The sequence below is a fragment of the Kordia jejudonensis genome, assembly GCF_001005315.1.
GTDB lineage: Bacteria > Bacteroidota > Bacteroidia > Flavobacteriales > Flavobacteriaceae > Kordia > Kordia jejudonensis.
The window spans coordinates 54,704-77,234 of record NZ_LBMG01000026.1 but is presented as its reverse complement, the minus strand read 5'-3'; the positions used below and the strand labels follow the sequence as shown (position 1 = coordinate 77,234).

Sequence of the window (22,531 nt, the reverse complement as noted above, 5' to 3'; positions counted from 1 at the left end):
AGGATGTTAGTATTGTTGGTAGCGCTACTAGCGATATTAATGTTGATACTAGCAAAAGCGTTGAAGGTACAAGAAGTGGAAAAACTATACGAATATACGACTAACTTAACCCAATAAATGATGAAACCAATACACGCCTATCTCATACTTCTAAGCTGCGTTTTCTTTTCTTGTGAAAAAGATGCATCGTCAGACGTAAACTATCTCACAGATATAACTATAGAAAATAATAAACTCCGTTGTGATGGTATTGTCATGCAAAATCATACAGGAATCATCAATACGTCTGAGTTTACGTATGGAGAAAAAATTACCTTGCTTTATGATAACATGACAGGTTTTGCTTTGCAAGATAGCTTGGGATATCCAGAAATTGATATTCTTGTCCTCAATAAAAAAGGAGATACCATGTTATTTCAAAAAGAATTATTAAAAAATATTACAAAAGGATACACGGAAGAAGAGTTGAATCTGACAAGTAATATGACCTTTGCCAAACCAATGCTTCCTAAAAACTCGTATGAGATGAATGTTCACATTCGAGATAAACATAGTGATGCGTTCTTTATACTTAAAAAAGATTTTAAAATCGTTCCCAATCCGTTACTAAACGTAGAAGCTAAGAATCTTACGTATGATATTTTATATCTATTTTCACAAACGCGCAATCTTGCTATCGTTGACAATAAAGTTGCACCAAATGAAAACATGTACATTTTATTAGAAAACTTAGAAGGTTATGAAGTGAATGCTGACGGAAAAGTCAATTTACAAGGTTCGATAAGCTTAGTAGATGCTGACGGAAAAGTAATTCGCGAACAAAAAGGATTGTTTCCAGATCCTGTAGATGCAAAAGACTTAAAAGATCAATTATATGCTTCGTTTTCTGTTACTGAAGGACTTGTGAGTAATCCAGTAACCTGTACATTTGAAGTAATTGATACGAATACCAATCATAGTTTTAAAGTTTCTTTAGATTTTATTGTTGAAGAATTAAAAAACGAACCGGCTTCAATGTCTGAATGAAAATGATACTTTTGTCGTCAATAAAAAAATTTCTAAATGAGTATTGAAAGAGAACTCCAAAAACGAAGCCATCAAACCTGCGAATTGTGTGGTGCTACAGAAAAATTAGCAATATATCATGTACCGCCAAATCACGATCACAAGCTAGAAAAATCGATCTACGCATGTGAAACGTGTATTTCTCAAATAGAAGATCCAGAAACAATGGACGCAAATCATTGGCGTTGTCTAAATGATAGTATGTGGAGTGAAACAAAAGCGGTTCAAATTGTCGCTTGGCGCATGTTGCACAGACTCAAAAAAGAAGGTTGGCCACAAGATTTATTGGACATGATGTATTTTGATGAAGATGATCTGAAATGGGCGGAAGCTACAGGAGAAGCGGAAGATACAGAAAATGCAATCAAACATTTAGATGTCAATGGTGTACAATTGCAAGCTGGAGATAGTGTGGTTTTAATAAAAGATTTAAATGTAAAAGGTGCTGGATTTGTTGCCAAACGCGGAACGCCAGTTCGAAACATAACACTTTCGCATGACAATGCCGAACATATTGAAGGTCGTGTCAACGGACAACATATTGTAATTATTACGAAGTATGTGAAAAAGACCTAATTTTAACCTCAAATTGATATAACTGATTCAATTCATATTTACATCTAAGTTTAGAAGCTCTCTACTATAAACCACATTTTCAGTGTCTTATTTTCATTTTCTTTGCTTTCCCAAAGAAAAGAAACAAAAGAAAGGGAACTTTTCCAGAGGTATTTTTAGTTTTTCTTTTTGGGAAAAACTAAAACCGCATGAATTTCCCTAAATTTTTTCCAAGGCTTCAAAAATTTTTAACGAAAAATCCCTACTATACTGCGGAAAAGAAAACTATCAAACTAAATTTTCACTTCGAACTTATGTTAACTTTAGTCAACATAAAAAATAAGTAACGGCATGTTTCTAAAAGAATATGCCGTTTTTGTATCTTTAATGTTGGCATTCATAATCAATTCCCAAAAGAGGTTTTAAGGCGTTTTTCAAGTAGTATTCGAGAAACATATAAGATTCTATTTTGAAAATACATACATATTGGAAAAATCAATTACACGAACAAAACGAAACATCACTATTATAGGAATTGGTCCTCGTGGTGGTTACGCATTGGAAAATTTCATACTTTCTTTAGAAGGCAAAACCGATTTATCAAAAATTAACTTGTTACTCTTTGAACAAACAGGAAATTTTGGAAATGGAAGCGTTTATGAAACAACGCAAATAGAAAGCAATTGGATCAATATTCCTGAAAGAATTCTACTGTTAGAAAAAAGAGCAACAATAACATTTCCTAAATTTGAAATTCCCTCATTTCCCTCATATCATGATTGGATTGAAACAGATTTTGAAAAAAAACCCAAAAAACACATTGATCATTATCCGCCAAGAGCAAAAATTGGTCGCTATTTACAACAACGGTTTCAATCAATCATAACTCCACTTGTGCACAATGCTATTGTAACACTGATTGAAAGTCAGGTGGAAGAAGTAATTGTGTCGGAAACGTATGATATTTCACTCAAAACAGATGCTAAGGTCTATAAAAATATTGATGAAATTCTACTTACAATTGGTCACCAACCGACCGAATTATCTGAACAACTTTTAGCGTGGAAAAAATTTGCTTCCAACAAATCTAACGTTACACTTTTTACATCTCCTTATCCGATTGTAAATTTTCTAAACCACCAAAATGTAACTGATAAAAGTATTGTTGGACTTAGAGGTTTTGGTTTGGCAATGATTGATGTTGCACGTGCAATTAGTATGAATTTTGGAGAATTTACCCTAGAAGATTCATACACTCGTAAATGCAGTTATCAACCAAATAAGGAATATTCAGGGAAAATGATCCCGTTTTCACTTGACGGATTGCCAGCAGTGCCAAAACCATTAAATGCACTTATGGATGATCTTTTTAAACCTACGGAAACGCAACTTTCAGATTATACATCGCTCATTGGAAATCCTACAACACAAAAAAATGCGTCGAGTCCCGAATTTCTATTAAAAGCATTTGCGCCAATTGCTGCAAAAATATATTTACAACTCAAAACTACTTTTTACAACGAAAAAATGTCCCTCGAAGAGACTGAAAATACGATCATACAATGGTTAAAAGACCCTGAATACAAACATGCTTCCATCCTACCTAACAATCAACCTGTTAAAAATATAATGCAGGATTTTGTAGCAATGGCAACAGGAAACAAGCCAATCAGTTTGGATTTTTGTGTGGGACAAGTGTGGCGACATTGTCAACCTTCTATGTATACCGCATTATCGTTTAATGCATGTCATGAAGACGTTTTTGCGGAAATTATTGCGCTGGACGAATCTACAAAACGTTATTCATACGGTCCACCAGTAGAAAGTATCCAGCAGATGATTGCTTTGATTGAAGCAGGAAAGATCGATACGAAATTTTTGAGCGATCCAGATTTTGAATTGACCGATGATGGCTGGAACTTTCACAACAAGTCACATTCAGAAACTGCCACAATTATGATCAATTCTGTATTAGATCCGCCAAAAATAAAAGTGGTAAAATCTCCAATCATTGAAAATTTACTTTCTTCTGATTTGATTCAAATGGTACATGACGATTTGGGAATTATGACTGATGAACAAGCGTATGTGATTTCTGAAAATGAAGACCATTTTATTCCAATTGCATTGTTAGGACGATTGGCAAAAGGTACTATTATTGGTGTCGATGCCATTTTGGAATGCTACGGCGAACGACCTAAAAATTGGGCAGAAAAAGCAAGTAATCGTCATGTAGAAGCACTTCGAACAAATGATGCAACATGATCGTTTAAGTAGTTTTATATAGGATTGATTTTATGGAAATTAAAGTTAATCAACGTCAGTCTGATTTAACTGAGTCTAATCAGATTTATAATAAAGTTTATAAACTCTCTACTAAAAATCATATTTTCAGTAGTTTATTTTCATTTTCTTTGCTTTCCCAAAGAATACTGAATCAAGTTCAGCACAGGCGTCAACAAAAGAAAGGGAACTTTTCCAGAGGTATTTTTAGTTTTTCTTTATGAAAAAACTAAAACCGCATGAATTTCCCTAAATTTTTTCCAAGGCTTCAAAAATTTTTAACGGAAAATCCCTGCTATACTTCGGAAAAGAAAAGTATCGAACTAAATTTTTACATCGAATTAAAGTTAGTCAGCACAAAAGAGAGTCAAATAAGCGAACGTTTATATCGAACTAAAACTAATTGCCTAAAGTGTTTACAATCAAATTCAATACTACTAATTATCTTTCAAATAAAAAAGGCTCGTCAATTGCTTGACGAACCTTTTTCCCATTAACTAACCAATCCTAATAATTATTATGAAATCTCTATTGTTCTTTTAGGTTTTACTTTATCTTCTTCACGCTTTGGCAATACGACATTTAGAATTCCGTTTTCGTATGTTGCGTTGATTTCTTTTTTGTTAATTGCTTGTGGCAATTTAAATGATCGTTTAAAAGATGAGAAACTAAATTCTCTACGTGTGTAATTGTCTTCAATTGTTTCTTCTTCTTTCTTTTCTTCCGTGCTGATTGTCAACACATCATGATCTAAGGTTAAGATAAAATCTTCTTTCGCTTTGCCTGGCGCAGCAACTTCTAGTTTAAAATCTTCTTCAGTTTCTTTAATATTAACTGCAGGCGTATTTGTCGTACTTGCTACTTGATTAGCGATTCCACCAAACCAATCTGCTGGAAATAATTCGTCTAAAATTGAAGGAAAGTCTACGTTTTTTCTTTTTACTATATTCATCTTATTTGTTTTTTTAGTGATTTAATTTTTTATGTTTTTGTTTATTCAAATACGAGATGTATATGGCAAAAAGGATTCCAAGTCAAAAAATGCGTCATTATGACAGTTTTACATATTCTAATGATGACAAAATGTCGTTTTTACTAAAAAATGATGTGACAGCGTGGCGGAAAATTGAACTTTGTGTAGTAATTTCCTATCATCCATGTTATATCTTAACTAGAGAAAAAGTATATTTATTTAAATAGATATTGTAAATCGAAATTAGACCAACTTATATTCTTAAACTTAATTCTTATGGAGAAAAAAATTATACAAGATTTTTATCAAGGAAAAGTAACTATAAGACCTGAAACAAAAGCCTGCTTAGATGATTATAAAAATGGAAATTGCGTTACTATTGCGTTAATCAAAGCTGCTTTAGTACAGTTTGAATCAATAGAAGGAATATTTAATTCTTTTGAAGAAACAGCTACTGAAACTCATGTACAGTATAGAGATGGTTTTGATGTGACTGTGAATTTAGAAGAAATTGACATCGTAAAAAATATTTCAGGAATAAAAAGTATTGAAAATACTGAATACTATAAAACAGCGATTAAGCTATATGCTATTATTGCAAAAAGGATATATCTACAAAAAGAAAATTATAATGATAAATGTATCACTAGTTTTATGCATGCCGTTGAATTTTTAAACTCAGGCTATCCGACTAGAATTGCTCACAAGTTACTAGCGCTGGGCAAACAAAAAATCAGAATTAAAAAAATAAAAAATCATAAGAGCGTTATAATTCGCTCAGGAGCGCACGCTTCATATTGTAGTTATGGAATTCAAGATATCATGGGTAAAACATATAAAATACGACGTGCGTTTGGAATTTCTTGGATGAAGAATCCTCTAGGAATTGGTGGTGTTGTAAAGGAAGCTTATGTATTGGAATAAATAGCTGATTTCAAAATTTATAAAAAAAGACCTTTCACAACATCGTGAAAGGTCTTTTTAAATATATAAATTGAATACTATTTTACACTCAAAAGTTTATGCTAAAACCGCTTGTACTTTATCCGCAGCTTCTTGGAATTCAACCGCAGATTGAACATCTAATCCAGAACTATCAATTAATTCCTTCGCGATGTCTGCATTTGTTCCTTGCAAACGTACAATGATTGGCACTTTAATAGCGTCGCCCATATTCTTGTATGCATCAACAACACCTTGTGCTACACGATCGCAACGAACGATTCCACCAAAAATATTGATCAAAATTGCTTTTACATTATCGTCTTTCAAGATAAGTCTGAATGCTTCTTCAACACGTTTTGCATCTGCAGTTCCTCCAACATCTAAAAAGTTAGCAGGTTCTCCACCAGCCATCTTAATTAAATCCATAGTTGCCATTGCCAACCCAGCTCCATTTACCATACAACCAACGTTTCCGTCAAGATCTACATAATTGAGTCCTACTTCTCTAGCTTCTACTTCTACTGGATTTTCCTCACGTAAATCGCGCATTGCTGCATAATCCTTGTGACGAAATAATGCATTTTCATCTAACGTTACTTTAGCATCAACTGCCATAATTTTATCATCAGATGTTTTCAATACAGGATTGATTTCAAATAAAGATGCATCTGAAGAAACATATGCTTTGTATAATGAAGAAACGAATTTTGTCATTTCTTTAAATGCCATTCCGCTTAGTCCTAAGTTGAAGGCAACTCTTCTTGCTTGAAAACCTAACAGTCCTAATGCAGGATCTATTTCTTCTGTAAAAATTAAATCTGGCGTTTCTTCAGCAACGGTTTCAATATCCATTCCACCTTCTGTAGAATACATAATCATGTTACGTCCTGTAGCTCTATTTAACAATACAGACATATAAAATTCATTCGGTTCACTATCGCCAGGATAATACACATCCTCAGCAATTAAAACTTGATGTACACGCTTTCCTTCCGCAGACGTTTGTGGTGTTACCAAATCCATTCCGATGATTTGTCCAGCAATATCTTCTACTTCTTGAAGATTTTTGGCAAGCTTCACGCCTCCACCTTTTCCACGTCCTCCAGCATGAACTTGTGCTTTAATCACATGCCATCCTGTTCCCGTTTCTTCTGTAAGTTGCTTTGCAACCGCAACAGCTTCTGCTGGTGTAGTAGCTACTTTTCCTCTTTGAACGCGTACGCCAAAACTTGCTAATATTTCTTTTCCTTGGTATTCGTGTAGATTCATTTTACGAAGTTTTTTATAGAGCACAAATGTAAAAAATCGAAAGCATTAAACCCAATTAATTTTACTTTTTGATGGATTAAAAAACAAAAGAGTCATTCCAACGAACAACTCTTTTAAAATTCAAAGCTTTTACTAAAAATTTTCTCTTTTTTTTGATTACAAATTACGGAATATCGAATCCTGTCGGTTCTGGACACGTAATAAAAGTACACTGCTCTGTTGGCTGTGGCGGACACACAATTATCGATTCGTAACCACACGCTGTAGGCCTGCAACTAAAACAACTACAGCCACTTGCTGTGATACAATTTCCAGTATTATATAAACCTCCTGTTTTTTCGTCTAGTTCACTAATTTTTGTTTTGTTTAATGCTAACAATTTTAAATTCTTTTTTTTCATGATCGTTGTTATTTTGATTACAATTAAAGTTAAGCATATTCAAAATCAAACTGTTACGGTTTTTCCGTAGATTTCATTCCATAAAAAAAGCGAACATTGCTGCTCACTTTTTATCTTACTATTCAATAGTATTAGCAATTAACGAAGGTACAATTGAGTGTTACACATTCTACCGTACAAAATTGTGTTTGTGGTGGCGGACAGACTAAAACAGATATGATTGCACAAAATTCTGTTAGACATGCATTTAAAGTTTGTCCAACGTCAATTGGACCTGGAGCGCCACCTTTTTTGTCGTGTAATTGACTAATTCTCTGTTTGTTTAGACGTAAGGAATTAAGTTTCTTTTTTTTCATGAGTACTATAATTTTTGGTTATGTATAAATGTAAGCATATTGCCAATCAGATAATTACGGTTTTTCCATAGATTTTATTCCATAAAAAAAGTGAACATTGCTGCTCACTTTTCTACTATTTGTAATTATAATGTCCGCCTTACATGAACGTTGTAAATTTTACAGATGATCAGATATTGTACAAAGTCCGTCTACCCAAAGAGAATCACACGCAAATTTCGTTTCACAAAAGTCTGAATGACAAATTGTTTGGCATGAATTGAACATTGAATAATTTGTACATACAATTCCTCCACTTCCGCCTGAATCGTCAAGACGTGCACCTTTGACTTCATTTGATAAAAGGTTAGAAATAGATTTTTTATTCAGATGTAACGATTTAAGATTCTTTTTTTTCATATTATAAGTTTAAATTTTGAGTTATCAGTATTAGCAATAATAAGAAGGACAACCGCCTAATCGTGAATCACAGATATAGTTAGAACATGCTGCTTCATGTGTTTTGTTTGAATTTCCAGATTCATCTGCTTGCCTAAATCCTCCGTTAATGTTTAGGTCTGAAATGGATTTTTTGTTAAGTGTCAATGAATTTAAGTTTCTTTTTTTCATACTGTTTTAGTTTTAAAATGTTAAAATAAGTGTGATGTAATTATTTGTTTACACCGTAGATTGAAAATTATTGTGATGTTTAGGCGAATAGAATTAGCAAACCATTGCAGAACATCCCCACCAAGTATTGCAAAAATCAGTTTCTCTATCAATTTTGCAAATTCCCGTAATACAAGAAAAGTAAGAAGCATTTGAATCATCTTCATTTCCTCCTTTAATAGTTAATTCACCTAATAATGAAATCGACTTTTTGTTAAGGCTTAAATTTTTTAAACTCTTTTTTTTCATGATTTAAATTTTATGTTAAACTTGAGAACAAGTATAGGTATAGAAACTGCTGAATAAAAGAATTGCCAGTCGTATTTATGTAAATTCGATCATAAAAAACAGTGCTTATTCAAATTTAATATGCTGAAAATAATAACTTTGAATTTTAAGCACAGACAAAATCGTCATATGATTCCATTCATCTATTGTATATTATATAATTGTACAAAGTGTCGAAAAATATCATGATTTTGAGATAAGATTTACCTCAAAAATGATTCACGGTAGTAGAAATTTGTATTTTTTGATACATTAAGAGAAGAAAGTATAGGAAGCAAAAGGTATTGAAAACAAAAAAACGAACCGAAGTTCGTTTTTACTATAGTTACAAGTTTGTAAATATTACAATTCATTTCTGGTTGCCAATATTGGATCGCAGGAATCTGGTCTGCAACTTACACAAGAACAACCACTTTTTGTACAATCATCACTAGGTTCTAAACGACCACCTTTTTTATAGTCTAATTGACTTATGTTTTGCTTGTTCAATGTCAAATTTTTTAAACTTCTTTTTTTCATGATTTTAAAATTTTATGATTAATGCTCTAAGATAAAATAAGCATTGCAAATTAAAAATTGTTTGCACTCGTGTTTTATGAATTTCTAGCATATTCGCTTTGAGTTTCTACATTCAGCAATTGTTACAAATAAAACATTTTGTGTTATTTTTATATTTTTTAAATACATTTCTTTATTGTAATTTCATTTTACTATAGTTTTGAACTGTTAAAACAAAAGAAATGAATCGAACTGATTTACTACAAATCGCCCAAACATATGGAAATCCAACATATGTGTATGACGCTCACAAGATAACTTCTCAATATGAACGCCTGACAAACGCGTTTAAGAATGTTTCTAATTTGAAACTCCATTATGCCGTAAAAGCATTATCCAACGTTAGTATTTTAAAATTAATGAAATCGCTTGGCGCAGGATTGGACACCGTTTCTATTCAGGAAGTACAATTAGGACTCGCCGCAGGTTTTAGCGCCGAAGACATTATGTACACTCCAAATGGTGTTTCGCTACGAGAAATTGAACATGCAGCGCAACTTGGCGTTAAGATTAATATTGACAATCTTTCTATTTTAGAACAATTTGGAAGCAAACATCCAGAAGTTCCAGTATGTATTCGTATCAATCCGCATGTAATGGCTGGTGGAAATCATAATATTTCTGTGGGACATATTGATTCGAAGTTTGGAATTTCCATTCATCAAATTCCGCATGTGCTACGCATTGTAGAATTGACAGGAATGCACATTAACGGAATTCACATGCATACAGGAAGTGATATTTTGGATATTGACGTGTTTTTGTATGCTTCAGAAATTTTATTCAACACCGCAAATAATTTTAAAAACCTCGATTTTATTGACTTTGGAAGCGGTTTTAAAGTACCATACAAGAAAGATGATATTCAAACAAATATTGAAGAGTTAGGCGAAAAATTGAGCACACGTTTTAATGAATTTTGTAAAAATTACGGAAAAGAACTCTCACTCAACTTTGAACCTGGCAAGTTTTTAGTCAGTGAAGCAGGCTACTTTTTAGCAGAAGTAAACGTGGTAAAACAGACAACTTCAACGGTTTTTGCAGGAATTGATAGTGGCTTCAATCACTTAATTCGTCCAATGTTGTACAATTCGTATCATCATATAGAAAATATAAGCAATCCCGAAGGTCGCGAACGTTATTATTCTGTTGTAGGATATATTTGCGAAACAGACACTTTTGGAAATAATAGACGCATTTCTGAAATCCGTGAAGGCGATATTTTAAAGTTTAATAATGCTGGCGCCTATTGTTTTTCAATGGCAAGCAATTACAATTCGCGGTACAGACCTGCCGAAGTGTTGTGGTATGAAAACGAAGCACATTTGATCAGAAAGCGCGAAACATTTGATGATATTTTAAGAAATCAAGTGGAAGTGAATTTAGCAACGACTAAGAAAGAGAAAAAAATTCCTAAGAATGCTTAGGAAAGTTTAGTGTTGAAAAAGTGTCTATATAGCGTAGACACTTTTTTTTTATGTTACTTCTTAATTATTTTTCTCAGTAATGTTTGACCATTTTTAAAGCGTATTTTCACAAAATAAATTCCGCTTTTACGCTGCTTCAATTGGATTACATTATTTTTATCAAGCGTCACATTTGAACGTTTTCCGTGTATATCCAATAATGCTATGGTATCTACTTCTAAATTTATAGTACCAAGGTCAATTTTCACTTCATCCGACGTCGGATTTGGATACACAACGACATTGGACAACTTTTCTTCTTCGGTACTCAACAATTGTGATTCGTTTCCAAAAGTGAACCAAAAAACAGACACGACTCTATTGTCGTCAGATGTATATGAATAGTTTGGAGTACTTGCGCCTGTGTAGTAGGTATTATCATCAAAAACAACTTGAGTTTGATTTAGAAGCTGCACACGCCAAAAACCACTCGAAAAATCACTTGGACTAGAAGTGTCCCACCATCCGCCTGGACTTATACTCGTAAAAACGGTTCCATTTCTACAAGCATCATTAAATAATGAATTATCCCAAGTTAGCGTAACAGGCCAATGATCAGTCACAATATCAATAGCATGAATGGTAAAGTCTGTAGGACAATCTTTTCGAAATATTTGTTTTTTTGTATGATATGTTGGCGTAAGCGGAATAGGATACGTAATTCGTGCTTTGAGTTCATCACTAATTCTTACATCCAAACCGGTAGTATAAGGTGTTGTTATGATATTAACTTCGTTAAAAGCTGCATCGATATCATCAGTTGCATTGTCATCATATCCAAGAATAACACTATCTTGATTTCCTGCTGCATCTTGAAAAAAAAGTTCTACACTAAATTCTTGCGCAGAAGAAATATAACTTAGACATAAAAAGAGAAGGAACAGCGTATTCTTCATAATGGTTGGTTTTAATGTGTTTTTAGCATATTCTACGATTGCTTGCAAAATAATAGAATTCTTTCATGAAATTAATTGAAATTTAGGCATTTACAAAATTACGCACTGCATTTCGCATACTTTTTAGCTTGAAAAGTCTTAGGTAGCTTGATTCAATTTTTCAATCACTTCCGTAAGTTCGGCTTCTTTTTGAGTTCCGATTAAAAACTTTTTTCCGTTTATAAGTTCTATTGCCAATCCTTTATTTCCACTGACATTGTATACGGTTCCGTAAGCTGTCCAAAGGCGAATTCCCCAACCACCGACAAATCCGTAATTGACAACTTCCGCACTTTTTATTTCTTGCCATTTGACGTTCTTTTTTATAAAAGGAACATACTGCATGTGAATTCCTGTAGCATCAATTTTTGTTGTTAAACGCATGATGAGAAACAATCCAATAATTAGAAAAACTATAATTGTAGTTATAATCAATCCTGTATCTGACATAGGTTTGCTTCCAAACGATTCTCCAAGTACGAATTGCGTGTACATTCCGTAAATCGGCATGATTCCTATTGGAATTAGAAGCAACCAAAGCCACCATTGTGAAAATTTTTGTGTTTCCGTAAACTGAATTTTCATAGTTCTTATTGTTAAATCTTACTGCGTATTTTCGCGCCAAGCATACTTTCAAAGATACAAAAGTTGGTTTATTTACGGTCTAAATCATTTCTCGTAAAATGATATAAAGTGTAACCGTTTTTTAAATTTTTACTCTTTGGATAAAATAGTATCTTGTAGAAACATTCAATTCTAGCCAAATTTTGATGAAAAAATTACTTCTTTTACCTTTTTTAGTACTTTTTAGTTGTACAACGCAAGAAAAAATGATTGATCCTATACAAGTTGCCCTTGCTTCTGATTCAGAGAAGATTCAAAAAGTAATGCAAAATTTGGACGCACATGAAGTCCAAATCATGTTGACAGATTCAGAAGGAAACGATTTTAGTTTTCAGATTGATGATGACACGTATTTTTATCCTGCAAGCAGCGTAAAATTCCCTGTAGCATTGTTGGCGTTGGAAAAAGTGAACGAAATTCCTGAGGTTGATAGCAATTCTCTACTTAGCGTAAAAGATGATTCTTTACAAACTACAATTAGAAAAGAAGTTCAGAAAATTTTTGCCATCAGTGATAATGAAGCATACAATCGTTTGTTTGAATTTTTGGGACAAGATGAAATTCATGAAAAATTACTCAAAAAAGGGTTGCAACCAGCACGAATTTCGCATCGTGTTGGCACGCAAAACGCTGATAATAGTATGACAAGAGTAATTTCCTTTTATAAAAATGACAGCATTGCATATTCCAGACAAGCAATTGAAAATGAAACGATTGAACATTTACAACTAAACAAAATTCAAAAGGGAAAAGGATTTTACAAGAATGATACTCTAGTGAATGCGCAAATGGATTTTTCTAAGAAGAATTACTTGCCAATTTCTACACTTCATGAATTGATGAAACGTATACAGTTTCCTGAAAAATATACTGAATCTGAACAATTTCAAATTACAGAAAGTGATCGTGAATTTTTGTTAGATGTTATGCACAAAACACCGAAACAACAAGGTTTTACGGATGACGAATACTATGATAGTTATGTGAAATTTTTCATGTTTGGCGATTCGGAAACACCCATGCCCGATCATATTAAAATTTACAATAAAGTTGGATATGCGTATGGTTATTTAACTGATTGCGCACATATTATCGATTTAAAAAATAATATTTCGTTTACGGTTACAGCGACAATTCATGTGAATGAAAATCGAATATTTAACGATGATACGTATGAATATGATGAAATTGGAATTCCGTTTTTAGCTGAATTAGGACGACAAATTCATCAATTTTACCTCAACAAGCAAAAAAAGTAACCCATGAGATTCTTTACATTCATACTATTGTTTAGTATTTCAATCTGTCAAGCACAGCATGTATCAATCAAAAAAGATACGATTCACTCTACAAAAGATACGCTAGTATTTTCTATTAAAAATAATATGCTGTCACCAATGTATTTTAAGATTAACGCTATTAATTCTAGCGCAAGTACTATTATTTACAAAAAGAAAATAGTTATCAAACCTGCTGAAAAAATTTCGAACTTTATGAAAGTTCCAAGACGTATTATTGATACAACAAAGAAGAGTTTTAATTTTTATAAGTATTTCAAATTTTCAATTGGATATAGCAATCCGTATACGGTAAAACATGATGACAGTTATGTATATTTATTGCCTTACAAAAGAAAAAAGAAACTGATTCAAGGGAATTTCGGTAATTTTTCACATGATCATATTCGTTCGTATCATGCATTTGATTTTGGGACAAAAATTGGCGATACTATTTATGCAGCGCGTGAAGGAAAAGTGGTTTTGATTAAAGAAAATTCAAAGAAACACGGACGTACGCGTAAGTTTATAAATGATGGTAATTTTGTAATTATTCAACATGAAGATGGAACAACTGCTTCCTACTATCATTTAAATTTCAATGGTGCGTTGGTAGAAAAAGGCGATATTGTAAAAAGAGGACAAATCATCGGAATTTCAGGAATGACAGGATTTACCACAATTCCTCATTTGCATTTTGTGGTGCATAAAGCAACTGAAGAAGAAGGAAATGTATCTGTGCCAATTCAGTTTGAAGGTTATGTTGGTAAGAAGTTGAAAAAAGGGAAACGATACGCTAGAAAAAAATAAATACCTATGGATAGTTTTAATATTGTATTGGTCATTGCTGTGCTTCTTTTTGCAAGATTAGGAATGCGCTTGTATAAAAATTTTCCAAAATCGGACAATAGCGAAGATTCAGAATAATAATACTTAATAGTGATTGCATGCTTAAATTTTTTAGATCAATTCGTCAAAATCTTATCACTCAAAAAAAGTTTAAAAACTATATTTTATATGCCATTGGAGAAATTCTTTTGGTAATGATTGGAATTTTATTGGCGTTACAAGTAAACAATTGGAATGAACATAGAAAGACCAAAGACACACTGAAAGATACGTTGAAAACAATTGCTATTGATTTGAAAAGAGACACCATTGCCGCTACGCAATTGATCAAAATCATTGAAGTAAGTCAGGAAACAAGCGAAAAAATTATCGACAAAGTTGTAAATCCTGAGAATTTTAATGAATTTCCACGAAGCCGAAGTTTAGTAACATTATACCAACCGTTTAACATTCAAACGAAAGGTTTTGATATTTTAAAACGCGTTACTGATGCACAAGCAAATGAAAAAGACAGTCTTTTTTCAGATTTGACACAGTTTTATGCTCTTTTCATTCCAAATATTGATAAAAGTAACGAACGCTTGGAAAAAGTTGTTTTAGAAAATTTAGACGATTTTAAAGCATTTCCATGGTTTGTAGATTGGGCACAAGGAAGCGTAACAGACGAAATGATTTTATACTTTTCAACAAGTGAAGATTATCGCAAACGAGTTGCTGCTTACAATGTATTGGCATACGGAAACCATTTACTTTTAATTAAAAGCTATAAAGAAAATGCTAAAATTGTTTTGGAACGTATAGAAAAACGTTTGAATGAAGATTAGTGATTCTAAAAATTATTAGACTTTTCTTAATTAATTAACAAAAGACACATCAATAATCATAGATGTGTCTTTTTAAAATCTAAGAATTTAAAGATTATTATTTTCCCTTGTATTCTTTATTATTAGGGTTCAATTGATTTGCTCGATTGCTGTCATTAGGATCAACTTCTCTTACTTTATGAAATTCTTCATTATTAGGATTCAACTGATTTCCTCTATTTACATCGCTAGGATCTTGTTTTTGCTTACTCATAATTTTAAAAGTTTAAATTATTATTAATTAAAGTTCTCCTCTATCTTTTAGAGCTTTTTCTATTCTCCTTAAAAATGCTAAATCGTCTGGTGGAATTGGCTTCTTCTTAAGTATAGCAGTCCTAATTCGCTTCAAATCTTCTGTAGTCATAAGAGTGAGATTTTGTTTACTCATAATGTTATATTTTAAAAATTAATACTATTGCTTTTGAAAGCTTTTAAAATTTTAGAATAGCGCTTATTCTTACATCAAAGATGAAACAGAAAGAAATTTTATTTTACTTTTTGGGATAGACAGGTTATATTTGGGATGAAATCAGCTTATTTTGTGACAACAAAGAGAAGTAAGTGCTTACAAAAAGTATTGAAAGTAATTTTATGATAAATAACAATAAAGATTTGATCGCAGAGAATGAAACACTTACATTTTTGATATGGCTTCTCCTCATTTTTTTAATCCTTATTACTTTAAGAAACATTTATAATGCTTATAAAAAACGTTATTACAGAAAAGACAATAATGAATTAAAAGATCATATTATTAACAATCAAAAAGCAGTAAGTGGTTATAGCAGACAGATAAGAGATATTGAAAAGCTAACTAATGAACTTCTTTTGAAAGAACAAAAAATTACTGCTTTAAAACAGCAAATTCATTACAAAGAAAAGAAAATCGTCACACTAGGTAAAGCTATAAATAACCAAAAAATAGCCTTCGAAAAATTTGCAAACTATAAAACAATAGAAGCAAATAATACGCGATTAGGGGCTCACTTTATAAAAAATATAATCAACCAAATTTATAATGATCTAGAAATTGCTCAAACAAAATATAAAACTATTTTTGGAATTCACTACAAAATTGGAAAGTCTAGTAGTGGTATTCCACCTATAAAAGCATTAAAAAGTATCTTTAAAATCCTAGATTACAATGTTTCGGCTTTAAATAAAACACATATTTCTATAAAAACAGAATTGGAACACATTCGTATATTTTTGGAATTAATTCAATACTTGAAACCTAGTGCTCACATAAAATTTGAAAATTTTTTGGATGTAGATCAAGAAACCTCTTTAGAAATTAAACCTACATTATTTTTTCCATTTGTAGAGAATGCACTAAAACATGGAAGACTTAATGATGAAGATTCATTTATTAGCATAATTTTAAAAAAGACAGAAAATGAAAAGATTGATTACTGTTTGGTTAATAGTGCTGATGAAGTTCCAATGAATCAAATAAAAACTGATATTGATGATGGATTTGGCTTAAACGCTCTTGAACAATTGATTGATACATATTATCCCGATAGTTCACTAGAACACTATCTTTTGCCAAATAATCAATATATCTCAAAACTTACATTATCACTTTCTTAATGGAAATACGCTATATACTTATTGATGATGATACTTATACATTAAAAAATGTTAAAAATAAAATTGATAGCATAGCTAGTGATTATGAATTAAAGCATGTTGCAAGTTATCATAGCTCTAAAAAAGCATTTGAAGAAATCAATCCTGATTCTTTTGATCTATTAATTGTAGATTTTCAAATGCCTGTATACAATGGAATACAAATTGCTAAGAAAATTGCCAATGCAAAGAAGATCATTTTTTTAACTTCTACCACGGGAAAACAAACAGAAATCATTAATAACTTAGACATAGTAGGATATTTAAGCAAACCGTTTGAAATTGAAGTTTTTGAAGATATATTAAAAAGAAAGATTATTGGTAAAATTCAAAATAACGTAAATTATTTGACAGATAAAATACAGCTTTCAACGGGCGATAGTAATTATATTTTTGATATTAAAGATGCGTTCTATATTACTACAGCAAAAAATATTAAGAACTATCAAGCCAAAAAAAACTATGTCACTATTTATGGAAAAGAAGACGAAGTTCTGATAGAAAATATTCGTATGACAATTAGTGATCTTGCTAAAAAACTAGCATCTCATAACTTTGAAAAAATTACACCTAGAACAATTATTAATTTATCGCATATAAAATCAAGGGTTAGTACTGAAATTACATTGCATCATAGTAAAGAACAATTTGAAATAAATACAAAAGCAAAACAAACGTTTATATCTAAACTAGCTTCCTTTTTTAGACAAAAAAAATAATATTACTCTTAATTATCCTCATAAAACGTCAAACCATTCATATCCAAATCGTAAAAAGCAAATTCTTTAGTTCCCCATGTAGTTTCCTTTAAGGAAGTATTTTCGTGAAATACATCTTTTGTTTTGTATTCATCAAATAATGCTTGTGTATTTAAGACAACAAATCGTAACATTGGGCGATCAATATGATGTTCCCACTCGGAAGCACAATGCCATTGCAAGTGGATTTCTACATTTCCACGCCTGATTCCTGCATACATAGGATTGGTTTTATGATCTGCAAAAGCAACTTCAAAACCGAGTTTATTTACATAAAATCCCAAGGCGGCTAATACATCTTTTACAGCCAAAACTGGATGCACGCTCAAAAACTGTGTTGTTGCTTTCATATATTGAATTTCATCTACTTAAAGATAGTATTTTTTAAATAAGATTTCTTTTTAACACATAAAAAGGTATCTTTAATTCTGTATAATACGTGTGTTATGAAATATCTTTTCTTTTGCTTCTTGTTACTAAATTCATATGGAATCTTAGCACAGCATAGTCTGGAAACTGAAGCCGTTCTTTCAGAATTTGGCTTGTATACTATGGATCAACAACTTGATGAAGCCACTATGAAAAAAGAGCTAAAAACTATTTTTCCTGAGATAAAATTCGTTGACGAACCGCCAAAAGGAAATATTGATGGTACCATGGCGTATGTAGAAGCAATTTCAGATGTTTCTATAGATTATCCAGTACATACGATGGAGTATTTATCTTATTTCGCAGACGGATTTAGCAAGACAAAAAAAGAAGAATTGATTGCTTCGAAAAATGCGTTTATTTGTGTGTTTTACTATCAACGAAAAAATGCATTTACACATTCAAAGAAATTATTTGATTGGGTTTACAAAAAAATTAAAAACACAAAATATGTGGTGTATGATGGAGAAGTAAGAGCCTATTTTTCATCTGAAACTTGGAAAAAAAATCGTATTGACGCTTGGGAAAATGGTCTTCCGAATGCCTTAAAACTACTCATGCTGCACACGTACAGAGATACAGAATATTGTCGTTCCATCACTTTGGGCATGCAACGTTTAGGATTGCCCGATTTGGTCATTGAAGATTCTCCCTGTTTAAACGCAACAAATGCGAGTCAGCTTCTTATGATAATTGCACAATTATTAGTAGAAGGCAAACGTATTGAAAATGAAAGTTTAGTGGTTCATTTAGACGCGATTAAGAACTCAGAATTTCAACGTGTGATTCCTTCTATTGTATTTGAGAATGCCAAGAAAAAAGCTACTATTGCATTCAAAACTTCTATTCCAATGCAAGAAGGCGATCCTATGAATACGATTCATAAAGTTGATTTTGATGCAAAAGGATATGATAATACCCAAGCCTATGAAAACGAAATTTACACCAATCTTTTTGGTGCTGAAGATGCAATCACTCATGTAAATCATAACAAAGAAATTGAAGCTGCTAGCGAACGTGCAAAACAACGTTTGCCTGCGCTAAAAAGACTTTTTAACAAAGGATTAGATACTGAATCACTACTCCTAAAAGCACCTTTTACTACTGATGAAGGCGGAAACGAATGGATGTGGATTGAAGTCATCCGTTGGAAAGATGAAACGATTGAAGGAATTCTACAAAATGATCCTTATTATATTAAAAATTTAAAATCTGGAGCAAAAGTTACGGTACAACAAGCGGACGTTTTTGATTATATTTTATACAAAGCTGACGGAACTATGGAAGGAAATGAAACAGGAAAGTTGATTCAAAAATATGGAAATTGAGGTCTAAACTTCTTAGATTTTTTGGATGTATCGATAATTAGACTCTTGGAGTGTTAGCTGAATCATCTTACTGTAATTCGTATATGTGGATTCCGCATCAAGTGCTGAATGACAGATAGATAAAACAAAACCAAGCGATCTATTCTAATGTAACAAATTGAAAATTTGAAAATGCACCAATGAAAACTCAACTACTGACAGGCTAACAACTTACGCACTTACTAAGAGGCAAAGCCGATACAAAAGTGAAGCGAGTCTAAAAGCGAAGCGAGTCTAGAGAAGCTAGACTTTTTTCAAACTCAGCTACCATTTCTGCGACAACAGTTCCCGCAGGTTTTATATCATGAATTAACGCTGAAACTTGTCCAATTTCCAATTCGCCTTCTACCAAATCGCCTTCAAACATTCCGCGTTTTGCGCGCGCTCTTCCTAATAATGTTTTTAGTTCTTCAATACTTGGTGCTTTTGTGTATAATTCTTCTAAATCTTCGTAGAATTTATTTTTCAACAATCGAACTGGCGCTAATTCTTTCAGCATTAATTTTGTGCTTCCTTCTTTTGCTGCCACGACTTGCTTTTTGAATTCTATATGTGAAGATGCTTCGTCCGTTGCTACAAATCGGCTTCCAACTTGTACACCATCTGCGCCTAAAACTAGTGCGGCTAGCATGGCTTTTCCACTTCCAATTCCGCCTGCGGCAATTAATGGAATGTCTAGTTTTTCTTTTACTGTCGGAATTAATGTTAAGGTCGTTGTTTCCTCTCTTCCATTGTGTCCGCCAGCTTCAAAACCTTCTGCCACAACAGCATCAACGCCTGCATCTTGTGATTTCAGTGCAAATTTTGAACTACTGACTACATGCGTAACAGTAATTCCGTTTTCTTTCAAAAATGGCGTCCATGTTTTTGGATTTCCTGCCGAAGTGAATACAATCTTCACGCCTTCTTCCACAATAATATCCATGATTTCCTCAATATTCGGATACAACATTGGTACATTGACGCCAAACGGTTTGTCGGTTGCTTTTTTACATTTTTGAATGTGTTCTCGCAATACATCTGGATACATTGATCCTGCGCCAAGTAAGCCTAATCCGCCAGCATTACTGACCGCAGAAGCCAATCGCCAACCACTTGCCCAAATCATTCCTCCTTGAATTATTGGATATTCTATATTGTATAATTGTGTAATTCTATTCTGTGCGAATAAAGTCATGCTTTATTGTTTTATAAGTTTTTTGGTCAATTGCGTTCCGTTTGCTTCAATCCGCAGCAAGTACATTCCGGCTGCTAATTGACTGATATCTATGTGAGTGTTTGCATCTATTTTCTGTGTTTGAATCGTTTTTCCAACCAACGTTCCTAAGGTAATTGTTACATTTTTAGAAGATGTAGGCAAGTTGATATATACAATCGCTTTCGCGGGATTTGGAAAGACTTGAATCACATCTGGATCTAAACTTTCTGGAGTTGATAAGGTTTGAAACGCCAATTCAAAATTTGGAATTCCGTGTCCTAATTGAATCGTAGGATTTGCATAGATTGATGACGATTCGCGCACCAATTGCATCAATTCTAAATTCGTTTTGTTCGGAAATGCTTGTACCAAACATGCCATTGCACCTGCGATGATTGGCGATGAAAATGAAGTTCCATTAGAGATTCCTATGTTTCCTGTAGAACTAATGACATACACACTTTGTCCTTGCGCTACAACATCTGGTTTTACAGGAACATTTGGTGTTCTTCCGCGTGAACTAAACGTGGCATAATTCCCGCTAGGATCTACAGCTCCAATGGTAAAACCATTTCCATCTGCTGGCGCAGTAATGATTCCCCAAGTGCCATCGTTTCCAGAGTTTCCTGCGGAGTTTACGATGAGCATTCCTTTTTCAACAGCAATGTTAGCGCCTTTGGTAATGAAAGCTGTATTTCCGTCCATATCAGCCGTAGTATAATCGTATCTACTGTCATCAAAACGATTGTAACCTAATGACGTATTTACCACATCAACACCTAAGCTATCTGCGCGTTCTGCCGCTTCTACCCAGTTTGATTCTTCCAGCGGCGTTTCGCTTCCAGCATCTTCTGTTCGGAATAAGTAATAGCTTGCATCTGGCGCCGTTCCTACAAATTGTCCATCTACATATCCTGCCATATCTGACAAAACTGTTGTTCCGTGCATGTTTCCTGTGTAAGCATACACATCGGCAGTTCTATCTACAAAATCATATCCGTTTAATAAATCGCCATTGTCGCGTAAACGTTGAAAAGCTGCCATCGTATTTACATTTGGGAAACCGCTATCCATTACGGCAACTGTGACACCTTCGCCTGTGTAATCGAGTTCGTGTAGTTTGTCAATTTTGATCATTGCCGCTTGGTTTGATCCGTCTCCGTAGTTATACATGACAAGCGTTTCAAACTTGTCTTCTGTTTTTTTGATTGTATTTGAAGTTGCGGATCTATTCATTGTATTTAACGATCGATCGACATATACTATTTGATTTACAAATGATAAGTTGAGTAAGTTATCAATATCCGTTTGCGTTCCTAAGACATGTACGCAGTTGAACCATTTTGATTTCGCTCTGACTGTAATTCCTGTTTGGTTTTTCACTTGTGTGATATAGGATTCGTTTACAGGCACATCGCGTTCGTCAATAGCAACTCCGTGATTTGTTTTACGATCGATGGCTTTTTGTGTGAGAATTGTTGTTGGATTCGCCAATGAATTTGCTACATCAGCTTTATCGGTAAAGTATACCCAAGCATGTTGTGTTTGCGCAAAACTGAAGCTTGAAACTACTAGAAACGATAGGATGATTAGCTTTTTCATAGGCTTTTGTGGTTTGTTCTCTGTTCTTTGTTAAGTTGTTGAGTTGTTGAGTTGTTGAGTTGTTGAGTTGTTGAGTTGTTAATTTGATATTTCTGCTAACTTCTAATGACAACTTAAACTTTATTCTTTGTTCTCTGCTCTTTCTTCTTTTTTCTTTGTTCTTTGTCAAGTTGTTGAGTCGTTGAGTTGTT

General features: G+C 32.9%; 27 protein-coding genes. 12 read left to right on the top strand and 15 right to left on the bottom strand.

Translation table 11 applies throughout. The annotated features are described in order from the left end of the window. Window positions 1-120 precede the first annotated feature (120 nt). From AA089_RS13585 to AA089_RS13575, 3 genes are all read left to right on the top strand, one after another. Window positions 121-1,026 carry a hypothetical protein gene (locus tag AA089_RS13585; protein WP_156169012.1) on the top strand — a complete coding sequence of 302 codons (906 nt, stop codon included), beginning with the start codon at window positions 121-123 and terminating at the stop codon, window positions 1,024-1,026. Between the two features lie 36 nt (window positions 1,027-1,062). Beyond that, window positions 1,063-1,641: a PhnA domain-containing protein gene (locus AA089_RS13580; protein WP_046757508.1), complete on the top strand. Its 579-nt coding sequence runs from the start codon at window positions 1,063-1,065 to the stop codon at window positions 1,639-1,641. A gap of 465 nt (window positions 1,642-2,106) precedes the next feature. Continuing rightward, window positions 2,107-3,885 carry an FAD/NAD(P)-binding protein gene (locus AA089_RS13575; protein WP_046757507.1) on the top strand — a complete coding sequence of 593 codons (1,779 nt, stop codon included), beginning with the start codon at window positions 2,107-2,109 and terminating at the stop codon, window positions 3,883-3,885. Between the two features lie 535 nt (window positions 3,886-4,420). Here AA089_RS13575 and AA089_RS13565 read toward each other — a convergent pair. Next, a complete protein-coding gene (locus tag AA089_RS13565) occupies window positions 4,421-4,855 on the bottom strand; it encodes an Hsp20/alpha crystallin family protein (RefSeq protein WP_046757505.1) in 435 nt (144 codons plus the stop codon). A gap of 62 nt (window positions 4,856-4,917) precedes the next feature. On the opposite strand from AA089_RS13565, the gene AA089_RS13560 reads away from it, so the two are divergent. Both AA089_RS13560 and AA089_RS13555 read left to right on the top strand, forming a co-directional pair. Further along, complete coding sequence (locus AA089_RS13560) at window positions 4,918-5,103, top strand: hypothetical protein (RefSeq protein WP_046757504.1); 186 nt, start codon at window positions 4,918-4,920, stop codon at window positions 5,101-5,103. Between the two features lie 49 nt (window positions 5,104-5,152). After that, a complete protein-coding gene (locus tag AA089_RS13555; protein ID WP_046757503.1) occupies window positions 5,153-5,800 on the top strand; it encodes a hypothetical protein in 648 nt (215 codons plus the stop codon). A gap of 96 nt (window positions 5,801-5,896) precedes the next feature. Here the strand turns inward: AA089_RS13555 and sucC are convergent, their stop codons facing one another. The 7 genes from sucC to AA089_RS24780 all read right to left on the bottom strand — a co-directional run bounded on the left by sucC (window position 5,897) and on the right by AA089_RS24780 (window position 9,301). After that, a complete protein-coding gene (gene sucC / locus AA089_RS13550) occupies window positions 5,897-7,090 on the bottom strand; it encodes an ADP-forming succinate--CoA ligase subunit beta (protein WP_046757502.1) in 1,194 nt (397 codons plus the stop codon). A 163-nt stretch (window positions 7,091-7,253) separates the two neighbouring features. Beyond that, the gene (locus AA089_RS13545) at window positions 7,254-7,490 is read right to left on the bottom strand and encodes a hypothetical protein (RefSeq protein WP_046757501.1); all 237 of its coding nucleotides are present in this window, start codon (window positions 7,488-7,490) and stop codon (window positions 7,254-7,256) included. A gap of 131 nt (window positions 7,491-7,621) precedes the next feature. Beyond that, on the bottom strand, window positions 7,622-7,846 hold the full coding sequence (locus AA089_RS13540; protein WP_046757500.1) for a hypothetical protein: 225 nt from the start codon (window positions 7,844-7,846) through the stop codon (window positions 7,622-7,624). 159 nt (window positions 7,847-8,005) lie between these two features. Next, on the bottom strand, window positions 8,006-8,245 hold the full coding sequence (locus AA089_RS13535; RefSeq protein WP_046757499.1) for a hypothetical protein: 240 nt from the start codon (window positions 8,243-8,245) through the stop codon (window positions 8,006-8,008). Window positions 8,246-8,275: 30 nt separating this feature from the next. After that, complete coding sequence (locus AA089_RS13530) at window positions 8,276-8,455, bottom strand: hypothetical protein (RefSeq protein ID WP_046757498.1); 180 nt, start codon at window positions 8,453-8,455, stop codon at window positions 8,276-8,278. 93 nt (window positions 8,456-8,548) lie between these two features. Next, complete coding sequence (locus AA089_RS13525) at window positions 8,549-8,743, bottom strand: hypothetical protein (RefSeq protein WP_046757497.1); 195 nt, start codon at window positions 8,741-8,743, stop codon at window positions 8,549-8,551. A 381-nt stretch (window positions 8,744-9,124) separates the two neighbouring features. Further along, window positions 9,125-9,301 (bottom strand): hypothetical protein, encoded by a 177-nt coding sequence (locus tag AA089_RS24780; protein ID WP_156169011.1) that lies wholly within the window; start codon window positions 9,299-9,301, stop codon window positions 9,125-9,127. A 221-nt stretch (window positions 9,302-9,522) separates the two neighbouring features. Between AA089_RS24780 and lysA the strand changes: the two genes are divergently transcribed. Beyond that, window positions 9,523-10,767, top strand: coding sequence for a diaminopimelate decarboxylase (gene lysA / locus AA089_RS13520; protein WP_046757496.1), 1,245 nt, complete (start codon window positions 9,523-9,525; stop codon window positions 10,765-10,767). 53 nt (window positions 10,768-10,820) lie between these two features. Here lysA and AA089_RS13515 read toward each other — a convergent pair whose 3' ends face one another. Both AA089_RS13515 and AA089_RS13510 read right to left on the bottom strand, forming a co-directional pair. Further along, window positions 10,821-11,702, bottom strand: coding sequence for a T9SS type A sorting domain-containing protein (locus tag AA089_RS13515; protein WP_156169010.1), 882 nt, complete (start codon window positions 11,700-11,702; stop codon window positions 10,821-10,823). 138 nt (window positions 11,703-11,840) lie between these two features. Further along, window positions 11,841-12,326: a hypothetical protein gene (locus AA089_RS13510; protein WP_046757494.1), complete on the bottom strand. Its 486-nt coding sequence runs from the start codon at window positions 12,324-12,326 to the stop codon at window positions 11,841-11,843. A 185-nt stretch (window positions 12,327-12,511) separates the two neighbouring features. Here AA089_RS13510 and AA089_RS13505 point away from each other — a divergent pair, with 185 nt between their 5' ends. The 3 genes from AA089_RS13505 to AA089_RS23720 all read left to right on the top strand — a co-directional run bounded on the left by AA089_RS13505 (window position 12,512) and on the right by AA089_RS23720 (window position 15,315). After that, window positions 12,512-13,624 carry a serine hydrolase gene (locus AA089_RS13505; protein ID WP_046757493.1) on the top strand — a complete coding sequence of 371 codons (1,113 nt, stop codon included), beginning with the start codon at window positions 12,512-12,514 and terminating at the stop codon, window positions 13,622-13,624. Window positions 13,625-13,627: 3 nt separating this feature from the next. Further along, on the top strand, window positions 13,628-14,452 hold the full coding sequence (locus AA089_RS25760; protein ID WP_046757492.1) for a M23 family metallopeptidase: 825 nt from the start codon (window positions 13,628-13,630) through the stop codon (window positions 14,450-14,452). Window positions 14,453-14,589: 137 nt separating this feature from the next. Continuing rightward, a complete protein-coding gene (locus tag AA089_RS23720) occupies window positions 14,590-15,315 on the top strand; it encodes a DUF6090 family protein (RefSeq protein WP_053002402.1) in 726 nt (241 codons plus the stop codon). 97 nt (window positions 15,316-15,412) lie between these two features. Here AA089_RS23720 and AA089_RS25455 read toward each other — a convergent pair whose 3' ends face one another. Both AA089_RS25455 and AA089_RS24775 read right to left on the bottom strand, forming a co-directional pair. Beyond that, window positions 15,413-15,568 (bottom strand): hypothetical protein, encoded by a 156-nt coding sequence (locus AA089_RS25455; RefSeq protein WP_173427059.1) that lies wholly within the window; start codon window positions 15,566-15,568, stop codon window positions 15,413-15,415. Between the two features lie 27 nt (window positions 15,569-15,595). Beyond that, a complete protein-coding gene (locus AA089_RS24775; RefSeq protein WP_156169009.1) occupies window positions 15,596-15,742 on the bottom strand; it encodes a hypothetical protein in 147 nt (48 codons plus the stop codon). Between the two features lie 203 nt (window positions 15,743-15,945). On the opposite strand from AA089_RS24775, the gene AA089_RS13490 reads away from it, so the two are divergent. Together AA089_RS13490 and AA089_RS13485 are read left to right on the top strand one after the other, a co-directional pair. Continuing rightward, window positions 15,946-16,947: a LytS family sensor histidine kinase gene (locus tag AA089_RS13490; protein ID WP_046757491.1), complete on the top strand. Its 1,002-nt coding sequence runs from the start codon at window positions 15,946-15,948 to the stop codon at window positions 16,945-16,947. Then, window positions 16,947-17,705, top strand: coding sequence for a LytR/AlgR family response regulator transcription factor (locus AA089_RS13485; RefSeq protein WP_046757490.1), 759 nt, complete (start codon window positions 16,947-16,949; stop codon window positions 17,703-17,705). Before AA089_RS13490 ends, AA089_RS13485 begins: the two co-directional genes overlap by 1 nt. Before the next feature lie 8 nt (window positions 17,706-17,713). Here AA089_RS13485 and AA089_RS13480 read toward each other — a convergent pair whose 3' ends face one another. Next, window positions 17,714-18,094: a glyoxalase/bleomycin resistance/extradiol dioxygenase family protein gene (locus AA089_RS13480; protein WP_046757489.1), complete on the bottom strand. Its 381-nt coding sequence runs from the start codon at window positions 18,092-18,094 to the stop codon at window positions 17,714-17,716. A 96-nt stretch (window positions 18,095-18,190) separates the two neighbouring features. Between AA089_RS13480 and AA089_RS13475 the strand changes: the two genes are divergently transcribed. After that, entirely contained in the window at window positions 18,191-19,501 is a 1,311-nt protein-coding gene (locus AA089_RS13475) for a DUF2314 domain-containing protein (RefSeq protein ID WP_046757488.1), read from the top strand. Window positions 19,502-19,757: 256 nt separating this feature from the next. Here the strand turns inward: AA089_RS13475 and AA089_RS13470 are convergent, their stop codons facing one another. Both AA089_RS13470 and AA089_RS13465 read right to left on the bottom strand, forming a co-directional pair. Continuing rightward, entirely contained in the window at window positions 19,758-20,717 is a 960-nt protein-coding gene (locus tag AA089_RS13470; protein WP_046757487.1) for an NAD(P)H-dependent flavin oxidoreductase, read from the bottom strand. A gap of 3 nt (window positions 20,718-20,720) precedes the next feature. Beyond that, entirely contained in the window at window positions 20,721-22,340 is a 1,620-nt protein-coding gene (locus AA089_RS13465; RefSeq protein WP_046757486.1) for a S8 family serine peptidase, read from the bottom strand. Window positions 22,341-22,531: the final 191 nt, after the last annotated feature.